Source organism: Tepidimonas charontis (assembly GCF_007556685.1).
In the GTDB taxonomy this organism is placed as follows: Bacteria; Pseudomonadota; Gammaproteobacteria; order Burkholderiales; family Burkholderiaceae_C; genus Tepidimonas; species Tepidimonas charontis.
In genome coordinates this window covers 16,796-33,311 of record NZ_VJON01000033.1, presented here as the reverse complement: position 1 = coordinate 33,311, position 16,516 = coordinate 16,796, and the positions used below count along the sequence as shown (strand labels likewise).

At 67.0% G+C, this 16,516-nt stretch carries 24 protein-coding genes and 1 pseudogene; 18 read left to right on the top strand and 7 right to left on the bottom strand.

What is annotated here, in order from left to right:
* Window positions 1-366 precede the first annotated feature (366 nt).
* From Tchar_RS09730 to Tchar_RS09715, 4 genes are all read left to right on the top strand, one after another.
* Window positions 367-555: a hypothetical protein gene (locus Tchar_RS09730; protein ID WP_132962098.1), complete on the top strand. Its 189-nt coding sequence runs from the start codon at window positions 367-369 to the stop codon at window positions 553-555.
* On the top strand, window positions 552-1,091 hold the full coding sequence (locus Tchar_RS09725; protein ID WP_144328843.1) for a hypothetical protein: 540 nt from the start codon (window positions 552-554) through the stop codon (window positions 1,089-1,091). Before Tchar_RS09730 ends, Tchar_RS09725 begins: the two co-directional genes overlap by 4 nt.
* Window positions 1,092-1,159: 68 nt before the next feature.
* A complete protein-coding gene (locus Tchar_RS09720; protein WP_144328842.1) occupies window positions 1,160-1,636 on the top strand; it encodes an ImmA/IrrE family metallo-endopeptidase in 477 nt (158 codons plus the stop codon).
* Window positions 1,633-2,052, top strand: a complete 420-nt coding sequence (locus Tchar_RS09715) for a hypothetical protein (protein WP_144328841.1) — start codon at window positions 1,633-1,635, stop codon at window positions 2,050-2,052. The genes Tchar_RS09720 and Tchar_RS09715 overlap by 4 nt, the downstream gene beginning before the upstream one ends.
* A gap of 51 nt (window positions 2,053-2,103) precedes the next feature.
* On the opposite strand, the gene Tchar_RS09710 is transcribed toward Tchar_RS09715, so the two are convergent.
* Together Tchar_RS09710 and Tchar_RS09705 are read right to left on the bottom strand one after the other, a co-directional pair.
* The gene (locus Tchar_RS09710; RefSeq protein ID WP_144328840.1) at window positions 2,104-2,355 is read right to left on the bottom strand and encodes a hypothetical protein; all 252 of its coding nucleotides are present in this window, start codon (window positions 2,353-2,355) and stop codon (window positions 2,104-2,106) included.
* A gap of 1 nt (window position 2,356) precedes the next feature.
* Window positions 2,357-2,827, bottom strand: a complete 471-nt coding sequence (locus Tchar_RS09705; RefSeq protein WP_144328839.1) for a putative toxin-antitoxin system toxin component, PIN family — start codon at window positions 2,825-2,827, stop codon at window positions 2,357-2,359.
* A gap of 222 nt (window positions 2,828-3,049) precedes the next feature.
* Here Tchar_RS09705 and Tchar_RS09700 point away from each other — a divergent pair, with 222 nt between their 5' ends.
* The 3 genes and pseudogenes from Tchar_RS09700 to Tchar_RS09690 all read left to right on the top strand — a co-directional run bounded on the left by Tchar_RS09700 (window position 3,050) and on the right by Tchar_RS09690 (window position 6,379).
* Window positions 3,050-3,532, top strand: a complete 483-nt coding sequence (locus tag Tchar_RS09700) for a hypothetical protein (RefSeq protein ID WP_144328838.1) — start codon at window positions 3,050-3,052, stop codon at window positions 3,530-3,532.
* A gap of 92 nt (window positions 3,533-3,624) precedes the next feature.
* Window positions 3,625-5,166: a site-specific DNA-methyltransferase gene (locus tag Tchar_RS09695; RefSeq protein WP_144328837.1), complete on the top strand. Its 1,542-nt coding sequence runs from the start codon at window positions 3,625-3,627 to the stop codon at window positions 5,164-5,166.
* A pseudogene (locus Tchar_RS09690) lies at window positions 5,163-6,379 on the top strand (site-specific DNA-methyltransferase). The gene Tchar_RS09695 and the pseudogene Tchar_RS09690 overlap by 4 nt, the downstream one beginning before the upstream one ends.
* Window positions 6,380-6,466: 87 nt before the next feature.
* Here the strand turns inward: Tchar_RS09690 and Tchar_RS09685 are convergent.
* The 5 genes from Tchar_RS09685 to Tchar_RS09665 form a co-directional block, all read right to left on the bottom strand.
* Window positions 6,467-6,682, bottom strand: coding sequence for a hypothetical protein (locus tag Tchar_RS09685; protein WP_132962091.1), 216 nt, complete (start codon window positions 6,680-6,682; stop codon window positions 6,467-6,469).
* On the bottom strand, window positions 6,679-7,002 hold the full coding sequence (locus Tchar_RS09680) for a hypothetical protein (RefSeq protein ID WP_144328836.1): 324 nt from the start codon (window positions 7,000-7,002) through the stop codon (window positions 6,679-6,681). The genes Tchar_RS09685 and Tchar_RS09680 overlap by 4 nt, the downstream gene beginning before the upstream one ends.
* Window positions 6,995-7,600, bottom strand: a complete 606-nt coding sequence (locus Tchar_RS09675; protein WP_132962089.1) for a DUF3489 domain-containing protein — start codon at window positions 7,598-7,600, stop codon at window positions 6,995-6,997. The genes Tchar_RS09680 and Tchar_RS09675 overlap by 8 nt, the downstream gene beginning before the upstream one ends.
* A 36-nt stretch (window positions 7,601-7,636) precedes the next feature.
* Entirely contained in the window at window positions 7,637-7,882 is a 246-nt protein-coding gene (locus tag Tchar_RS09670; protein ID WP_144328835.1) for a hypothetical protein, read from the bottom strand.
* Between the two features lie 94 nt (window positions 7,883-7,976).
* Window positions 7,977-8,255: a hypothetical protein gene (locus Tchar_RS09665; RefSeq protein WP_132962087.1), complete on the bottom strand. Its 279-nt coding sequence runs from the start codon at window positions 8,253-8,255 to the stop codon at window positions 7,977-7,979.
* 128 nt (window positions 8,256-8,383) lie between these two features.
* Here Tchar_RS09665 and Tchar_RS09660 point away from each other — a divergent pair, with 128 nt between their 5' ends.
* The 11 genes from Tchar_RS09660 to Tchar_RS09610 are packed head-to-tail and all read left to right on the top strand — an operon-like array spanning window position 8,384 to window position 16,514.
* The gene (locus tag Tchar_RS09660) at window positions 8,384-10,231 is read left to right on the top strand and encodes a phage terminase large subunit family protein (RefSeq protein ID WP_201739346.1); all 1,848 of its coding nucleotides are present in this window, start codon (window positions 8,384-8,386) and stop codon (window positions 10,229-10,231) included.
* A 4-nt stretch (window positions 10,232-10,235) separates the two neighbouring features.
* Window positions 10,236-10,448 carry a phage head-tail joining protein gene (locus Tchar_RS09655; RefSeq protein ID WP_132962086.1) on the top strand — a complete coding sequence of 71 codons (213 nt, stop codon included), beginning with the start codon at window positions 10,236-10,238 and terminating at the stop codon, window positions 10,446-10,448.
* Window positions 10,448-11,875 carry a phage portal protein gene (locus Tchar_RS09650; RefSeq protein WP_144328834.1) on the top strand — a complete coding sequence of 476 codons (1,428 nt, stop codon included), beginning with the start codon at window positions 10,448-10,450 and terminating at the stop codon, window positions 11,873-11,875. The genes Tchar_RS09655 and Tchar_RS09650 overlap by 1 nt, the downstream gene beginning before the upstream one ends.
* The gene (locus Tchar_RS09645) at window positions 11,868-13,052 is read left to right on the top strand and encodes a S49 family peptidase (protein ID WP_132962084.1); all 1,185 of its coding nucleotides are present in this window, start codon (window positions 11,868-11,870) and stop codon (window positions 13,050-13,052) included. Before Tchar_RS09650 ends, Tchar_RS09645 begins: the two co-directional genes overlap by 8 nt.
* Window positions 13,053-13,055: 3 nt before the next feature.
* Window positions 13,056-13,436, top strand: coding sequence for a head decoration protein (locus tag Tchar_RS09640; RefSeq protein ID WP_132962083.1), 381 nt, complete (start codon window positions 13,056-13,058; stop codon window positions 13,434-13,436).
* 15 nt (window positions 13,437-13,451) lie between these two features.
* Entirely contained in the window at window positions 13,452-14,465 is a 1,014-nt protein-coding gene (locus Tchar_RS09635; protein ID WP_144328833.1) for a major capsid protein, read from the top strand.
* On the top strand, window positions 14,465-14,770 hold the full coding sequence (locus Tchar_RS09630) for a head-tail joining protein (RefSeq protein WP_132962081.1): 306 nt from the start codon (window positions 14,465-14,467) through the stop codon (window positions 14,768-14,770). Before Tchar_RS09635 ends, Tchar_RS09630 begins: the two co-directional genes overlap by 1 nt.
* Complete coding sequence (locus tag Tchar_RS09625; protein WP_132962080.1) at window positions 14,770-15,228, top strand: thermonuclease family protein; 459 nt, start codon at window positions 14,770-14,772, stop codon at window positions 15,226-15,228. The genes Tchar_RS09630 and Tchar_RS09625 overlap by 1 nt, the downstream gene beginning before the upstream one ends.
* Window positions 15,229-15,747 (top strand): hypothetical protein, encoded by a 519-nt coding sequence (locus Tchar_RS09620; RefSeq protein ID WP_132962079.1) that lies wholly within the window; start codon window positions 15,229-15,231, stop codon window positions 15,745-15,747.
* Complete coding sequence (locus Tchar_RS09615; protein ID WP_132962078.1) at window positions 15,740-16,219, top strand: phage baseplate assembly protein V; 480 nt, start codon at window positions 15,740-15,742, stop codon at window positions 16,217-16,219. The genes Tchar_RS09620 and Tchar_RS09615 overlap by 8 nt, the downstream gene beginning before the upstream one ends.
* Window positions 16,220-16,229: 10 nt before the next feature.
* Window positions 16,230-16,514 (top strand): PAAR domain-containing protein, encoded by a 285-nt coding sequence (locus Tchar_RS09610; protein ID WP_132962077.1) that lies wholly within the window; start codon window positions 16,230-16,232, stop codon window positions 16,512-16,514.
* The last annotated feature ends 2 nt before the right edge of the window (window positions 16,515-16,516 follow it).

Below are 16,516 nucleotides of genomic sequence, written 5' to 3'. Positions count from 1 at the left end.
CGATCCTGCTCCAGCCACCCCCAGCGCCGTCGATGACAAGACGCTCAATGCGCGGGTGGATGACATCCTCAAAGCGCGCCAAGTCAAACAGCCATGGTGTCCCGGCCCTGAGCACCCCTGGCGTCGTCTCTTCAGCGCTCCGCCCTCATGGGCTGGCCCATGGGCCAGCCCATGAGGACATACCTTCGGCGTCAAACCGGACATTTCTAACTTGCTCAGAGGGCGGACATTTCTACTTTGCCTTGACACACTACGGCTACAGGCCTTGACAGGGGCGTTTCACGCAAGTATGCTTTGGACAGTACCATCCCTTACTGCGCCCGCAGGGCTGAAGCCCGAGCGGGCGCTTTGCTTTGGAGGCCTGCCATGCAGGTGCTGATTCATCGTCCCGTCTGGCTTGAGCAGCGCCACCTGCCGGCTGGGTTGCGCCTGGAGCTGCCCGAGGAGGCAGCGCGCGCGCTCATCGCGATGGGCTCGGCCGTGGCGCTGGGGCAAGCCCAGAGCGAAGCCAAGCCCGAGCCGCAGGCGCGGCAGACGAGACGCAAGGCGGCATGATCCGCCTCACCGCCACGCTGGACGCCAAGGCGCTCTCGGCGCAAGTCTCCCGCCGCCTGCCGCAGGCGCTGGCGCGGGCGCTGACCAAGACGGCGCTGGATGCGCGCGATGCGGTCAGGCAGGAGCTTCCCCAGCGCTTTACGCTGCGCCGGCCGTGGGTCGTCCAGGGCATCCAGGCCAGGCCCGCCGATGCCAAGGGCCTCAAGGCCGCAGTCGGCAGCCGCGATGCGTTCATGGTCTGGCAGGAAGTGGGCGGGCTGCGCGTGGGCAAGAACGCCATCCCCCTGGGGCCGATTGCCAACATCGCCCGCTCCCAGGTGGTGCCCAAGCGCCTGTGGCCTGGGCGGATGCTCAAAGAGCGCGGCGTCTTCATCCGAAAAGGCATGGTGCTCAAGCGCCAGGGGCGGGACGTGCAGCCGTTGTGGATGCTCAAGCGCGCGCAGCCGGTGAAGGCGAGGCTGGGCATGCGCGAGACGGTGGCGCAGGTGGTCGAGGAGCGGCTGGCCGAGCGCTTCGGACAGGCGTGGCGGGGGTGAGTTGACGCTCGCGGCCCAACCCGTGTTATCCTCATGGCCCTTGTTTAGGGCCTACAGCGAGCATACGCATGATCGAGCGCAGGGCGGCGCATGTGCTGGCAAGCCACTGGGATGGCAAATTGCCGGTTGATGTCCATGCCATCGCCTCGCGCATGGGGCTAGAGGTATGCTGCGGCCCCATCGAGGAATCTGGCCGCATCGAGCTCGTCGGAAAGCGGCCGCGCATCACCGTCAACTGCGTTGAGGCGCGTGTGCGGCAGCGCTTCACCGTGGCCCATGAGCTGGGGCACTGGGCGCTGGGGCACCTGGGGCATGGCCAGCGCCTGTTCCGCGACGCGCCGCAAGCCTTCACGCTGGCTGCCGCAGGCCCGGAGCGCGAGGCCAATGCTTTTGCCGCTGCGATCCTGATGCCAGCGGATGCGCTGCGCTTCGTGATGCAAGAGGGCTTTGCCGATTCGCTCGAATCGCTCGCCAGGATGTTTGACGTCTCGCAAGCGGCCATGCGCTGGCGCGTGCACAACCTGGGTCTTTTCTCTGGGCTATGACCGACCCCCAGCACATCGACCTGTCGCAAGACGTGGTTGACCTGTCGTGCGAGCGTCCCATCTTCGATGTGCAGGAGCGCCTTTATCGCCAGCGCTATGAGCAGCGACGCTGGCTCTTCTGGGCGGCCATTGCCGCATGCGTGTTGATGCTGGGCGGATTCGGAGCGTTTGCTTATTCAGTCATGTGCTGGGTCTGGCAGCACCCTGACAAGACACTGGATTGGCATCTCCTGCTGCTTGGCTCCGCGATGATCGTGCCGCCCACCTTGCTCATGTGGATGCTGATGAAATCGGTGTTTCGCGCCGACGGTCGACTTGAGGGAAACAAGACCGAGCCGGCAGATGGTGGCGTCTGGTCTGATCTTGTGCGCGAAGCCCTATCAATCTTACGCGCCTGGGTCGATAAAAAGTCTTGATAGGCTCAAGACGCGGCTGGCCGAGCGCTTTTGGCAGGCGTGGCGCATCGCCTAGTTGTGTGACGCATCGAGCTCATCGCCCGGCATTGGCTCGTCGTTGGGGACAGCGGCAAGCCACGCATCGAACGCGGCTTCGCGGCCTTGTTGCTGCCGCTCCCGGAAATAGGCTTCCGTTTTGAGCGAGGCGATTTTTTCGGCGATCGCTGTCAAGAACAGCTGGTTCATCGACACGTGTTCTTCTTCTGCCAGCTTCTTGGCGTAAGCCATCAAAGAGTCGGGCAAACGAAGCGCGAATTGGGCCATTTCATTGCTCCTGATTCAAAGACAAGACCAACTGGCCAGGAGTGAGGACCGGCAAAGCAAAGCGTTGGGCCGCTGCCGCAAAATCGGCAAGGTTGTGGCTGACGAGCGCATCGGCGCGTCCGTTGAGCGCTGTCTCCAAAACCATCTCATCGCTTGGGTCGCGCAGCTGAGGACGCCACAGGTAATGCAGATGCACGGGCTCAACGAACAACGAAAGGGCGTCCAAAAAGGCATCGACGGAGACGGCGCGAAACGACGCCAGGTGCTCGCAGCGCTTGAGCACGGCCTCGTACTCCAGCATCAACGGCACCGATGCCAGCGGTTTTAGCCGACGATGACGCACCGCCTCCATCAGCGCAAAAGACGCCCCCCGACGGCTGCGGCTGGCGGCCACAAGCACGTTTGTGTCGAGCACGACACGCATAATCATATCATCGATAATATCATACAATCGATTTTCCGGCAACCACATCCTGGGCGCCTCAAACGCCCTTTGCGCGATTTTTGGGTGTCTCCAATATCCCCCCCCATTACCCCTCGCACGAAAACCGCTCCACGGCTCTCCGATCGCGCGCAAACGGCATTGATGGTTCCTTCCTGGGACTTTTGAGCGCGGGGCGGCGCGGCCCGCCGCGTTTCGCTACCGTCAGCCGAAAAAAAAGTTGCCAGTTGCCAGTTGCCAGTTACAGACAGCATGGGCGTCTCGATACGCGAATTCGCAGCCAGTCTTGGCGTGTCGCACGAAGCCATCCGCAAAGCGATCTCGCGCGGCGAGATCGCGCAGGAGCCCGACGGCAGCATCGATCCGGCGAGAAACGCCGGCTGGCAGCCGCGCGCGCAGGCGCGCAGCCTGCCCAAGGCCGAGGCGGCTGCGCCTGAGCCATCAAGCGCCATCCCCGACTACAGCAAAAGCCGCGCCATCCGCGAGGCCTACGCCGCGCGGCTGGCCAAGCTGGAGTTCGAGGAGCGCGCGGGCAAGCTGGTGTCGGCCGATGAGGCCAGGATCGAGCAGTTTCGCATCGCGCGCGCCTTGCGCGACCGGCTGCTGCAGCTGCCCGCCAAGCTTGCGCCGCAGCTGGTGGCGCTCATCGCCGACGATCCGGACGTGGTGGCGGTGGAGACGATGCTTGAGACCGAGCTGCGCGAGCTGCTGTCGGAGTTCGTGCAGGACCTTTGACCCTTTTGTGCTCCCTCCTTGCGTGCGTTAGCCAGCCGGTCTTCGCGCCGGCTGGCGTTCTTTTTGCCGCAGGGCGGGTCTTTGAGAAGCGCATGATCAGCCCAAAGCTTGCCGACCGAATCGAGCTGCGCCCCGTGGAGGCGTTGATCCCTTACGCCAGAAACGCCCGCACGCACTCGCCGGAACAGATCGACAGGATCGCCGCCTCGATTGCGGAGTTTGGCTTTACCAACCCGATCCTTGTCGATGGTGAGAACGGCATCATCGCCGGCCACGGGCGCTTGGCCGCGGCAAGAAAGCTTGGCTTGGCGCAAGTGCCGGTCATTGAGCTGGCGCATCTTTCGCCTGCGCAAAAGCGCGCCTACATCCTGGCGGACAACCGCCTGGCGCTGGATGCTGGCTGGGATGAGGCGATGCTGGCCGTGGAACTGGCCGAGCTGCGGGATGCGGGCTTCGAGCTGGAGCTCACTGGCTTTGCCGAGGACGAGATCGAGCGGTATCTGGCCGAGTTCGACGAAGAAGAGGGGGAAGAGGAAGAGGCTAGCGAAGAGGGCGCGGATGAAGCCGACCTCGATGAGGAAGTCTCTCCTCCCAGGATCGTCACGAGCCGCCCCGGCGACATCTGGCGGCTGGGGCGGCATCGCCTGATCTGCGCCGACTCATCCGACGTCGAGGCGATTGCCCGGCTGATGGCCGGCGAGAAGGCCCACTTGCTCTTCACGAGCCCCCCTTATGCCAACCAGAGGAACTACACCACGGGCGGCATCGAGGACTGGGATGCGATCATGCGCGGGGTGTTTGCCGCGGCGATGGCCGCCATGCGCGAGGATGGGCAGATGCTCGTCAACCTGGGCCTGGTGCACCGCGACGGCTCGGTGATTCCTTACTGGGATGAGTGGCTGAAGTGGATGCCGCGGCAAGGCTGGCGCTTCTTTGGCTGGTATGTGTGGGATCAGGGGGTGACGGTGCCGGGCGACTGGGCGGGAAGACTTGCCCCACGGCATGAATTCATCTTCCACTTCAACCGCGAGGCCAGAAAGCCCAACAAGATCGTGCCGTGTAAGATGGCGGGCACCTATTCGCACCTGTCCGCGATCAATGGCGGCGGCGGCCTGCGGGACAAAAACGGCAGGCCCAACGACTGGACGCACGCCGACCGACCGATCCAGGATTACCGCATTCCGGATTCGGTGATCACGGTGACGCGTCAGCGCGGGCCGATCGACCCCGAACGTGAGATCGACCACCCGGCGGTGTTCCCGATCGGTCTGCCGACGTTCGTCATGGAGGCCTACAGCAACCCTGGCGAGATCGTCTTCGAGCCGTTTTCTGGCTCCGGCACCACGATCCTCGCGGGCGAGGCCTGCGGCCGCCGCGTGCGCGCCTCGGAACTCGCCCCGGAATACGTCGATGTGGCCGTGATCCGCTGGCTCAAGACCCACCCGGAGCAGATGCCGGTGCTGGAGGCGACTGGTCAGACGTGGGAGGAGGTCAAGGCCGAGCGGGAGCCCGAGGGCGTCGTGGCGGCAAGCTATGGCGACTCGAAGAAGCGTATGTCGGACGTCTTCAACGACCGTATGGCCAAGCTCGGCGATGCTGCGCCGTATAAGCCGTGGGGGAGAAACGCGGCATGAACTGGCTCGCCGAGCGAATCGAGCACTGGCCCATCGAGCGCCTCATTCCCTACGCCAGGAACGCCCGCACGCACTCGCAGGAACAGATCGCAGCCATCGCCGCCTCGATTGCGGAATTCGGCTTCACCAACCCGATCCTGGCCGGCTCCGATGGCGTGATCGTGGCGGGCACGGGCGGCTTGCTGCCGCAAGGAAGCTTGGCCTGCAGCAGGTGCCGGTGGTGGTGCTCGACCATCTCACCCCCACGCAGCGGCGGGCGCTCGTGCTGGCGGACAACCGCCTGGCCGAGATGGCGGGGTGGGACGGCGAACTGCTCAAGATCGAGCTCGACGAGCTGCAGGCAGAAGGCTTCGACCTTGACCTCATCGGCTTTGACGAGCAGGCCCTGGCCGATCTCCTGGGCGAAGAAGAGCCGAATCGGCAAGGCCAGACCGATGATGACGCGGTGCCTGAAGCGCCCGAAGAGCCCGTCACCCAGCCGGGCGATGTTTGGATCCTGGGCGAGCACCGGCTCGTGTGCGGCGATGCCACGCGGGCTGAGAGCTACCAGGCCTTGATGGGGGATGAGAAGGCGGCGCTCGTCTTCACCGACCCGCCCTACAACGTCGCCTACGCCGCGGACGATCATCAGGGCTTGAAGCGCCGGCCGATCGCCAACGACGACTTGGGCGAAGGCTTTGCGCCCTTCCTGCGCGAGGCGCTGGCGCTCATGATGGCGCATCTGGATGGCGCGTGCTACATCGCGATGAGCTCCAGCGAAATCCACACGCTGCGGCAAGTCTTCGATGAACTGGGCGGGCACTGGTCGACCTTCATCATCTGGGCCAAGGACACGTTCACCTTGGGGAGATCGGACTACCAGCGCCAGTATGAGCCGATCCTCTATGGCTGGCCCAAGGGGGCTGCCCGCCACTGGTGCGGCGACCGCGACCAGGGCGATGTGTGGCCGATCAAGCGCCCGCGCGCCAACGACCTGCACCCGACGATGAAGCCGGTGGAGCTCGTGGAGCGAGCGATGCGCAATTCCAGCCGGCCGGGCGACATCGTGCTCGACCCCTTTGGCGGCTCGGGCACGACCTTGATCGCGGCGGAGAAGACGGGACGGCGCGCGCGGCTCATTGAGCTGGAGCCCAAGTATTGCGACGTGATCGTGCGGCGCTGGGAAGAATGGGCAGGAGAGAAAGCCCGCCGGGTGGCGGCGGGCGGGGCCTGAAGCCTGCAGTGGCGCGCTCACTCGCCGAGCAGACGTCAGGACTCCAGCAGCAAGTCGCCGCTGGTCTCATCGGCGATGCCAGCCGCGTTAGGCCGCATTGGGGGATACATCCTGCGGCTCATCGGCCGCCAGCCGGTGCCACACCCAGCGCCAGCCGGTGCCCCGGATGGGCACAGCGCCATCGTCGGCGTCGCCGGGCAGCCGGTTAAAGCCGTAGCGCAGCTCTCGCCTCCAGCCAGGGTCGCAGCAGCGTTGGGCGCTTGCTGGGTCGAGCCATTCGTGCAGGCCGGATCGGCACTTCATGGCTGGCGCTCCTTGTCCAGAGCATCGACGATGCGCACCAGATTGGCGATGCGATCGGCTTCAAAGCCAAAGCCGCGGCGGCGCAGGATCTGCTCGACGCTGGGCGCGCGCATGCTGGCGATGGCCTGCGCGGCTTGAAGCAGGCGGCCAAGCTGCTCGATCTGGCGCTCGATGATCTGGCGCTCCCGCTGGATGCTTTCGGCATCCTCCTCGGTATAGAGGCCATGCTTGTTGCGCGTGACGGTCTCGACCCTCTCATCGATGCATTCGAGCGCGGCGTTGATGAGGTCGGGCAGCAGCTGGGCGGCGGTTTCAGTCATGGGCGGCCTCCTTGGGGTCGCGGGCGATGGGCTCTGAGGCGGTCAGGCGGTAGCGTTTCTGGCGGCTGCCTGGCATCTTCTCGGCCAGGATGCGGTAGCCCTGCTTGGGCAGGCCGTGGCAGAGCAGGGATCGCAAGGAGTGCGGCTGCCAGCCGGTGGCTTCGCAGATCTGCGCGATGGTGGCACCCTCGGGGCGTTTCAACATCTCGATCACCAGCGCCTGCTTGCTGTGCTCGCGGCCACGCTTCGGTGCGGCGTCTGGTTGATCCTGCTGCCAGCTGGCTTCGGCGGCGGCGACCGCTGCTTCCAGTTCCGGATCGCTGGCCAGCGGCGGCGTGGCAACGCTGGTGGCCACCGTCGGCGGCAGGACATCTTCCGGCTGCGCCTCGCCCTTGATGATGGCGATGGCTGCCGAGGTCAGGCGCCACTGGCCGCCTTGCTGCTCGATCAACCCCCGCTGCGCGAGGCTGGCGATCATCTTGAGCTTGGCGCCGCCCTTGAGGTCGAGCAGCGGCTCGATCAGGCCACCGGCGTCGCAATGCGCGCGGGTGATGAGATCGAGTTGGCGTTCGGTGATTGGGGTGGTTTGTGCAGACATGGTGTTTCTCCTGGTCGTTGGATGGATCGGCGCGAGTCAGTCTTCCCACAGGTGCTCGCAATCGAGGCTGATCCACAGGCGCGCATCGCGCACGGTGGCCATCTCGCGCACCGCCAAGCCGGTTTTGAGGTTGGTGCCGGTCTTGCCGGTGAAGTCGTAACGCTGTCCGTCGTACATCACGGTCGCTGGGCCTTGATCGTTGAACTCGACGCGGATCAGGCGGGTGCCGAGGGCGTTGCCGTTGGTGTCGGTGACCTGGGGTTGGCGGATGCGCAGGGTCATGGTCTGCTCCTTGGTGCGTGGTGATTGGGTGAGGTGATGAACGCGCTGTTCGCGTGAGAAGCCAAGCGCTTTTTGCTTGGCTTCGCGTTTCTCGTCAGGCCTTGCGCAACACCGCGATGCCGGCATTGGCGATGCCCAGCGCGGCGGACTGAAACGCGGCGGTGGCGATCCAGGGCGCGGCTCTTGCGTCATCAAAGAACCTTTCCAGCTCTGCTCTTGCGGCGGCGCGCATTGCCTGGCAGATCGCTTCGAGCTGGGCGTCATCGCAGGCGCGGATTTCCTGGCGGCAGGTTCTGACCAGGATGGTCAGCGCGGCCTCGGCGAGCTTGTTGCCGAGTTCTTCTTCGATGTTTGCGGCGTGTTTGGCGTCCATTTGGCTTCTCCTTGCGTGGTGGTTGATCAATCGTGTGGATCGCATGACGGCATAACGATCGGGAGAAGCCAAGCGCTTTGGCGTTGAATTTTTCGAGCGAATCTGGCCGGTTGCGTTAGGAATTGCCTTTGGACGGATCAAGCCTTGCGCGCGCGGCGTGGAAGCGGGCGCTTGCGCCCGATCCGCCGCTGTCGGTGGCCTCCTGGGCCGACCGCCACCGCATCCTGTCCTCGATGGCCTCCGCCGAGCCGGGGCGCTGGTCGACGGCCAGAACCCCTTACCTGCGCGAAGTGATGGAGGCGCTCTCGCCCTCTAGCCCCATCGAGCGCGTGGTGCTGATGGCCGGCGCCCAAGTCGGCAAGACCGAGTGCGGGCTCAACTGGGTGGGCTTTGTCATCCATCACGCGCCCGGGCCGATGCTGCTGGTGGAGCCATCTCTTGAGACCACCAAGCGCGTAAGCCGCCAGCGGCTTGACGCGCTCATTGAAGCGACGCCCGAGCTGGCCGAGCGCGTCAAAGACCCGAGAAGCCGCGATTCGGGCAACACGCTCTTGATGAAGGAGTTCCCGGGCGGGGTCTTGATCCTGACCGGGGCCAATTCCGCCGTGGGCCTGCGCTCGATGCCGGTGCGCTACCTCATGCTCGATGAGGTCGATGCCTATCCCGGCGACGTGCAAGGCGAAGGCGATCCGGTGGAACTCGCAATGCAGCGCACGGTGACCTTCCGGCGCAGGAAGATCTACCTGTGCTCCACGCCCACCCTCAAGGGGCTCTCGCGCATCGAGCGCGCGTACCTGGAGTCCGACCGGCGGGTCTTTGAGGTGCCCTGCGACGGCTGCGGGCGCTACTTGGCCCTTGCCTGGCGCGACATCGTCTGGCCCGAAGGCAGACCTGAGGAAGCGGCCTGGCGCTGCCCCTACTGCGAGACGCATCACTCCGAGTGGAGAAAGCCCGCCCTTTTGGCGGCCGGCCGCTGGCGCGCGACCGCTTCTGGCGATGGCAGGACGGCGGGCTTTCACCTCTCCAGCCTCTACAGCCCGTGGCTGGCTTGGGGCGAGATCGCGCGCGACTTTGTGGCGGCCAAGGACGATCCGGCCCGGCTTAAGGTCTGGGTCAACACCAAGCTTGCCGAAACCTGGGAAGACCGGCTGGGCGAAAGCCTCGACCCGGCAGGGCTCATGAGCCGGCGCGAGGACTTTGGGCTTGAGCCGATCCCGCGGGAGGTGGCGATCCTGACCGCCGGGGTGGACGTGCAGACCGACCGGCTGGAAGTGGAGCTTGTGGGCTGGGGGCGCGATGAGGAGAGCTGGAGCCTGGACTACCGGGTGATCTGGGGCGATCCTTCTGCGCCCAAGGTCTGGGCCGATCTGGATGAGTATCTCGCCCGGCGCTACCCGCACGCCACGCTGCCGCAGGGGCTCTTCGTGGAGGCGGCCTGCATCGACACCGGGGGGCACCACACGCTGGCCGCCTACGACTACTGCCGTGGCAAGGAGCGCCGCCGCATCTTCGCCATCAAGGGCGCAGCCGGCCCCCGACCCATCTGGCCGCGCCGCCCCGGCAAGGCCAACAAGGGGCGCATCCACCTCTTCACGGTGGGGGTCGATGCGGCCAAGGAGACGATCTACGCGCGCCTGCCCAAGGCCCCGCCTGGCCCTGGGGCGATGCATTTCCCGCGCTCGCGCGATCTGGCGTGGTTCGAGCAGCTCACCGCCGAGCATTGCGTCACCCGCTACGTCAAGGGGCACCCCAAGCGCGAGTGGGTCAAGGACGCCGGGCGCCGGAACGAAGCGCTGGACTGCCGCGTGTACGCCTACGCCGCGCTGCACGCCTTGATCGCGATGGGGCTGCGGCTTAATGAGCGGGCTGATGCGATCCCCAAGGAGCCTGTGGCCAAGACGGACAAGCCCGTGGTGAGCCCGGCGGCTGCGCCGCAGGCCAGCCGGCGGCGGGCGATCAAGTCGACGTATCTGTGAGGACATGGAGCTTTCGGAACTGAAGCGCCTGCGCGATGAGCTCGTGGCGGCGCGCTACTCAGGGGTGCTGACCGTCAAGGCCGGCGAGCAGTGGGTGACCTACAAGTCCGAGGCCGAGCTGCGCGCGGCGCTTGAGGCCCTCAACCGCGACATCGCCGCCGCTGAGGGTCGAGCCCGCTCGCGCCGGCTGCTGGCCTGGTGCTCGAAGGGGCTGTGATGGACTGGACGGGATTTCGCCGCCGCCTTGGCATGCTGATCGGCGGCTTTGAGGGCGGCTTGTCTGCCCGCCGCCTGAAAGGCTTTGTCGCCAGCCGCGCGCACGTCAATACGCTGATCCAGGCCGCAGGCGCTGACATGACGGCCCGCGCGCGGTATCTGATCCGCAACAACGGGTATGCGGCCAACGCCGTGGAGTGCTTCGCCGGCAACGCGGTGGGCTCAGGGCTGAAGCCTTCAAGCCAGATCGCCGACGCCGCGCTGAAAGCGCAAGTGCATCAGCTCTGGCGGCGCTGGGTCGATGAAGCCGACAGCGAGTGGCTCACCGACTTGTACGGGCTGCAGCGGCGCGCCGCGCGCGAGCTCTTCATCGCCGGCGAGGTCTTCATCCGCATCCGCAGCCGCTACCCCGAAGATGGCCTTGCGGTGCCGCTGCAGCTGCAGTTGCTGCCCGCCGAGATGCTGCCGATGGACAATCGCCAGCTTCCCAACGGCAACATCCTGCGCCAGGGCATCGAGTTCGACCGCATCGGCCGGCGCGTGGCTTACCACTTCCTGCGCCGCCACCCGGGGGATGTGACCGAGCCGGGACTGGCGGGCGAGACCACCCGCGTGCCGGCTGAGGACGTCATCCACGTCGTCGATCCGGTCGATGCCGGGCAGCTGCGGGGCGTGTCGCGCTTTGCGCCGGCGCTGGTCAAGCTCTTTCTTCTGGACCAGTACGACGATGCGGAGCTCGATCGCAAGAAGGTGGCGGCGATGTTTGCGGGCTTTGTGCGCCGGCCAGCCGCCGACTTCGACAGCCGCCTGGAGCGCGACGAGCAAGGCGATGGCTTGATGCCCTTGGAGCCGGGGCAGCTGCAGATCCTGGGCGAAGGCGAAGACATCACCTTCAGCCAGCCGGCCGATGTCGGAGGCAACTACGAGGCGTTTCAGTATCGCACGCTGCTTCAGGTCGCGGCTGCCTTAGGCCTGCCCTACGCGGCCTTGAGCGGCGATATGGTGAAAGCCAACTACTCCAACACCCGCGCCGCGCTCATCGAGTTTCGCCGCCGCATCGAAGCCTTCCAGTATTCGGTGTTGGTCTATCAGCTCTGCCGCCCGGTGTGGCGGCGCTGGATCGCAGCAGCCGCCCTCTCGGGGGCGCTTGAGCTGCCGAATTTCCGCGCCCGCCGCCGCGAGTATGAGGCGGTGGAATGGCTCACCCCGCGCTGGGAGTGGGTCGATCCGCTGAAAGACATCCAGGCCGAGATCGCCGCGATCGAGGCGGGCTTGAAGAGCCGCACGCAGTCGATCGCCGAGCGCGGCTATGACGCCGAGGCGCTTGATGCCGAGATCGCCCAGGAGCGGCGCAGGGCCGAGGAACTGGGGCTTGTCTTTGGGCGCGTGTCGCCGCCCGCGCAACCGCAAGAGGATTCCCATGACTGATCTACCCCACCTGGCGGCGCGTCTGTACGGCGCGCCGCTTTTGATCGCGCGGCCCAAGCTCGAGACGATCCTTGCGGCCATCGGCCCGCGCCTGCTGGGGCTTGGCCCCCTGCCGGCCGCAACCGAGGCGGCTGCCGCGCCAGAGCCGCACATCACCGAGGACGGCATTGCCGTGCTGCCGATCCTGGGCACGCTGGTGCATCGATCGGCGTATCTCGGCGCGGCCTCTGGGCTTCAGAGCTACCTCGAGATCGAGACGCAGGCCGAAGCGCTCTTTGCCGATCCGCGCGCGCGGGCGGTGGTGCTGGAGATCGACTCCGCCGGGGGCGAAGCCGCCGGCGTCTTTGAGACGGCAGCGCGCCTGCGCGCGCTCTCTGTTGAGAGCGGCAAGTTCCTGTGGGCGGTGGCAACGCCTGCGGCGCTCTCAGCAGCCTACGCCCTGGCGGCGGCGGCCGACGCGATCTGGGTGACCGAGACCGCCGAAGTGGGCTCCATCGGCGTGGTGGCCGTGCATGCGGATCAGTCGGCCAAGGACGCCAAGGAGGGGATTGCCTACACCTTCCTCCACGCCGGCGAGCGCAAGCTCGACGGCAACCCGCACCGGCCATTGTCGGAGGAGGCGCGCGCTGCGATCCAGGCCGATGTGGAGGCGCTCTACGAGCGCTTCGTCGATTGGGTCGCGAAGCGCCGCGGGCTGCGGCCTGAAGCCGTGCGCGCGCAGCAAGCGGCCATCTACCGCGGCCAGGCGGCCATCCAAGCGGGCCTGGCCGATGCGATCGGCGGCCTGCGCGAGGCCATCGCGGCGCTCTCAGGCCGTCTTGAGGTTTTGTCAACCCCGGCCAAAGGCCGAATCTTTCCAGGAGGTCATATGCAAACTCCCGTGACCGCCCCGGCTGCGGCTGGGGCAGCCCTCGATGCCGCCGAGCTTGAGCGGCAGATGGCCGAGCGCGCCGCCGCGCTTCTTGAAATCGCCGAGCAAGCGCGCGCGCTGGGCGTGGCCATCGATGCCGCCGCCGCCCTGCGCGAGGGCTTGAGCCCTGAGGCGCTGGCTCGCCGCGCGCTGGCGGAAGCCGCCCGGCGTGACGCAAGCCACGACATCGTCTCCGTCCAACCCGCGGCTGCCGCGCCCAAGTCCTCGCTTGTGGAAGCGGCGCGCCGCTTTGCCCAAGGAGCCTGACCCATGCCGACCCTGACCGCTTCGCCCACGCTTGGCGACCTCTTGAAGCACGAATACGACAAGGACTACTGCCGCGAGGCTGTGCTGCTTGCGCCGGGCGATGCGCTGCCCGCGGGCACGGTGCTGGGCCGCATCGCCTCAAGCGGCCAGTACAAGCCTGCCACCGCCACGGGCTCGGATGGCGCGCAGATCGCCTGCGCGGTGCTGCTCGTGGAGGTGGCGGCTTCTGCGCAGCCGCGCCCGGCGCTCATTCTCGCGCGCGGCCCGGCCATCGTGTCGGCCGCCGCCTTGAGCTTCGATGCGTCGGTGGATGCCGAGGCAGAGCGCGCCGAGAAGCTGGCGCAACTTTCCGCCCACGGCATCGTGGCGCGGCCCACCGTTTGATCAAGGAGGTTCCCCATGACCGTCGTCGTCAACCCGTTCGTTGGCCAGGGCTTCACCCTGGCCGAGATGACCGAGGCGATCCAGCTCCTGCCCGCGCCCAAAGGCCGCATCGGCGAGCTGGGGCTCTTCCGGCCCGAGCCGATTGCGCATCGCAACGTCATCCTCGAATCCGTGGAGGGCGAGCTGCGTCTTTTGCCGGCGGTGACGCCGGGGGCGCCTGCGACCGTGGCCGGGCGCGACAGCCGCAAGCTGCGCTCTTTCGTCGTGCCGCACATTCCGCACGACGATGTGCTCTTGCCCGAGGAGGTGCAGGGCATCCGCGCCTTTGGCAAGCAGGAGGCCGACCCTGTGGCGCAGGTCTTGACCCGCAAGCTTGCCCGCATGCGCGCCAAGCATGCGCAGACCTTGGAGTACATGCGCACCAAAGCCCTCTCCGGCGTCTTGAAGGACGGCGCGGGCAACACGCTGTACGACTGGCACGCCGAGTTTGGCATCGACAAGGCTTCGGTGGACTTCAAGCTCGGCGACGCGAGCGGCGATGTCATGAAGGCCGCCATCCAGGTCGCGCGCCACATCGAGGAGCACCTCTCGGGCGAGACGATGAGCGGCATCTATGCGCTGGTCTCCCCCGAATTCTTCGACCGGCTGATTGCGCACAAGTCGGTCAAGGAGGCTTATGCCTTCTACGCCGCCACCAACCCCCTGCGCGACGACGTGCGCCGCGGCTTTCGTTTCGGTCCGATCGTCTTCGAGGAGTATGCCGGGGCGGCCACGCTGGCCAATGGCCAGACCGACCGCTTCATCGCGCAGGGCGAAGGCATCGCCTTCCCGCTGGGCACCTCCAACACCTTCGCGACCTACTTCGCGCCCGCAAATCTCCTTGAGACGGTCAACACGCTGGGCGAGGAGCTCTACGCGCGGCAGGTGCCTCGCGCCGACGGCCGCGGCATCGACATCCTGACCGAGAGCAATCCGCTGCCGATTGTGAAGCGCCCGGCGCTTACGGTGCGTCTGTTCTCGTCCAACTGATGGCTCGCCTGGCTGCTCATGCGCAGCGCGCGGCGCTGGCGGCCTTTGGCCAGCCGGCGCGCCTGACCATCGATGGGCAAGCCTTCGATCTGCGCGCCATCTTCGTGGCGGCGCACGAGCTGGTGGAGATCATGGGCGATGCGCCAGTGTCCACCACGCGGCCGGTGCTGTCGGTGCTGGCCTCTTCCCTGCCCGTGCAGCCCGCCGAGGGCGATGAGGCCGAGGTGGCGGGGCGGCGCTACCGCATCGTCGATGTCCGGCCCGATGGCTTGGGCATGGTCAAGCTCATCTTGCAGGAGGCGTGATGCGCTGGCTTGCGCTGCTGCTTGGCTTGGCCTGCGCCGTCGCGCAGGCCGAGATGGTCACAGGCGAGGTGATGCGCGTCATCGATGGCGACACCGTGACGCTGCGTGCGCCGCAAGGCGAGCTCAGAGTGCGCCTGGCGCAGATTGACGCGCCGGAGCTTGGCCAGCCCTATGGGCTCAAGGCGCGCGACGCGCTGGCGGGGATGATCCTTGGCCGTCGCGTGATCGCTGATTGTTCCGACGTGGATCGCTACGGGCGCGCGATCTGCGCCTTGCAGGCCGATGGGCAGGACGTGTCGGCGGCGATGGTCTGCGACGGCTACGCCTGGGTCTTTGGCCGCTACGCCGCGAATCGGTCGCTCTACAGCCTGCAGGAGGCGGCGCGTCGCCGGGGCCTGGGGCTGTGGGCCGATCCCGGGCCGGTTGCGCCTTGGGATTGGCGCAAGGGAGCGCGCTAGATGCACCCGCGCCAGCAGATTCGCGCTGCCGTGCGTGATGTGATCGCCGCAGCGCTGCCTGAGCTTGCCAACCGCATCCACGTGCACCGGGCCGTGCCGCTGGCCCGAGGCCGGCTGCCGGCGATTCTGATCTACGCGCGCGAGGAGCGGCTCGATGACGCCTATCAGGCCGACCCGGGCGCAAGGCGGCGCATCCTGACGCTGGCCATCGAGATCGTCGCCGCCGGCGAAGCAGCGCACGAGGAGGCCGACGCCCTGTGCGCGCAGATCGAGGCGGCGCTGGAGGCCGATGAGACGCTGTCGCATCGCGCAGAAGGCCTGCGCATCCTGCGCGCCGAGATCGAGCAGGACGGCGAGGGAGAGACGCCGCTGCTGGCCTGCCGGATTGTGGTGGAGGTCGCCTACTGGACGCTCTGGCAGCCGCCCTCGCCTGGCAGCCGCCCAAGCCTTGTGCTCTATTCGATCGCGCCCGAGATCGGGCGCGCGTTTGAAGACCGCTACCAGCCCATCGATGCTTAAGGACCGCAACCTCTACCAGGACATGGCCGAGGCCGAGCGCGGCCTGGAGAACCTGGCCGTGCTGGGGCAGGTCGTGGCGCTGGATGCCCCGCGCGCGCGCGTCAAGGTCAAGGCCGGCCCCATGACCACCGGCTGGCTGCCCTGGCTTGCGCCCAAGGCCGGGCCGGATCGCGCCTGGCATGCGCCGGAGCCCGGCGAGCAGGTGCTCGTGATCGCGCCTGGGGGCGACCTGGAGCAGGGCGTGGTGGTGGGCTCGATCTACCGGCAGGCCTATCCGCCGCCGGCGGCCAGCGCCGACATCACGCGCGCCCTGTGGCAAGACGGCGCGGTCATGGAATACGACCGCGCGCAGCACCGCTGGCGCTTGTCGGTGCCGCCAGGCGGCCAGATTGTGCTTGAGATCGGCCGCACGCGGCTTGAGCTCACGGATGAGGGCGCGCGGCTGAGCTCGCCGCGCATCGATCTGAACTGAGAAGGACGCCATGCCAGCCATCACGCGTCTTGGCGATCGATGCAGCGGGCACGGGTGCTTTCCGCCGCGGCCCAGCGTGTCTGGGGCCTCAAGCGTCTTTGTCAATGGCCGCGCGGCGCACCGGGCAGGCGATGCCTGGGCTGTCCACTGCTGCGGGCCGTCCTGCCATGCAAGCGTGCTGGCCCAAGGCAGCTCGACGGTCTTCGCAGAAGGCCAGCCCATCGGGCGCGTGGGCGACCCAGTGGCCTGCGGCTCGACGGTGGCCGCGGGCTCGCCCGATGTCTTTGCGGGGTGATC

Bases quoted from the DNA above. Each gene is read 5' to 3' on its own strand.
- Tchar_RS09610 (WP_132962077.1), top strand. From the start codon at position 16,230: ATGCCAGCCATCACGCGTCTTGGCGATCGATGCAGCGGGCACGGGTGC.
- Tchar_RS09705 (WP_144328839.1), bottom strand. From the start codon at position 2,827: ATGTGGTTGCCGGAAAATCGATTGTATGATATTATCGATGATATGATT.
- Tchar_RS09640 (WP_132962083.1), top strand. From the start codon at position 13,056: ATGCCGACCCTGACCGCTTCGCCCACGCTTGGCGACCTCTTGAAGCAC.
- Tchar_RS09695 (WP_144328837.1), top strand. From the start codon at position 3,625: ATGATCAGCCCAAAGCTTGCCGACCGAATCGAGCTGCGCCCCGTGGAG.
- Tchar_RS09725 (WP_144328843.1), top strand. From the start codon at position 552: ATGATCCGCCTCACCGCCACGCTGGACGCCAAGGCGCTCTCGGCGCAA.
- Tchar_RS09620 (WP_132962079.1), top strand. From the start codon at position 15,229: ATGCACCCGCGCCAGCAGATTCGCGCTGCCGTGCGTGATGTGATCGCC.
- Tchar_RS09730 (WP_132962098.1), top strand. From the start codon at position 367: ATGCAGGTGCTGATTCATCGTCCCGTCTGGCTTGAGCAGCGCCACCTG.
- Tchar_RS09680 (WP_144328836.1), bottom strand. From the start codon at position 7,002: ATGACTGAAACCGCCGCCCAGCTGCTGCCCGACCTCATCAACGCCGCG.
- Tchar_RS09715 (WP_144328841.1), top strand. From the start codon at position 1,633: ATGACCGACCCCCAGCACATCGACCTGTCGCAAGACGTGGTTGACCTG.
- Tchar_RS09655 (WP_132962086.1), top strand. From the start codon at position 10,236: ATGGAGCTTTCGGAACTGAAGCGCCTGCGCGATGAGCTCGTGGCGGCG.
- Tchar_RS09625 (WP_132962080.1), top strand. From the start codon at position 14,770: ATGCGCTGGCTTGCGCTGCTGCTTGGCTTGGCCTGCGCCGTCGCGCAG.
- Tchar_RS09670 (WP_144328835.1), bottom strand. From the start codon at position 7,882: ATGACCCTGCGCATCCGCCAACCCCAGGTCACCGACACCAACGGCAAC.
- Tchar_RS09630 (WP_132962081.1), top strand. From the start codon at position 14,465: ATGGCTCGCCTGGCTGCTCATGCGCAGCGCGCGGCGCTGGCGGCCTTT.
- Tchar_RS09685 (WP_132962091.1), bottom strand. From the start codon at position 6,682: ATGAAGTGCCGATCCGGCCTGCACGAATGGCTCGACCCAGCAAGCGCC.
- Tchar_RS09700 (WP_144328838.1), top strand. From the start codon at position 3,050: ATGGGCGTCTCGATACGCGAATTCGCAGCCAGTCTTGGCGTGTCGCAC.
- Tchar_RS09720 (WP_144328842.1), top strand. From the start codon at position 1,160: ATGATCGAGCGCAGGGCGGCGCATGTGCTGGCAAGCCACTGGGATGGC.
- Tchar_RS09710 (WP_144328840.1), bottom strand. From the start codon at position 2,355: ATGGCCCAATTCGCGCTTCGTTTGCCCGACTCTTTGATGGCTTACGCC.
- Tchar_RS09675 (WP_132962089.1), bottom strand. From the start codon at position 7,600: ATGTCTGCACAAACCACCCCAATCACCGAACGCCAACTCGATCTCATC.
- Tchar_RS09615 (WP_132962078.1), top strand. From the start codon at position 15,740: ATGCTTAAGGACCGCAACCTCTACCAGGACATGGCCGAGGCCGAGCGC.
- Tchar_RS09665 (WP_132962087.1), bottom strand. From the start codon at position 8,255: ATGGACGCCAAACACGCCGCAAACATCGAAGAAGAACTCGGCAACAAG.
- Tchar_RS09635 (WP_144328833.1), top strand. From the start codon at position 13,452: ATGACCGTCGTCGTCAACCCGTTCGTTGGCCAGGGCTTCACCCTGGCC.
- Tchar_RS09645 (WP_132962084.1), top strand. From the start codon at position 11,868: ATGACTGATCTACCCCACCTGGCGGCGCGTCTGTACGGCGCGCCGCTT.
- Tchar_RS09650 (WP_144328834.1), top strand. From the start codon at position 10,448: ATGGACTGGACGGGATTTCGCCGCCGCCTTGGCATGCTGATCGGCGGC.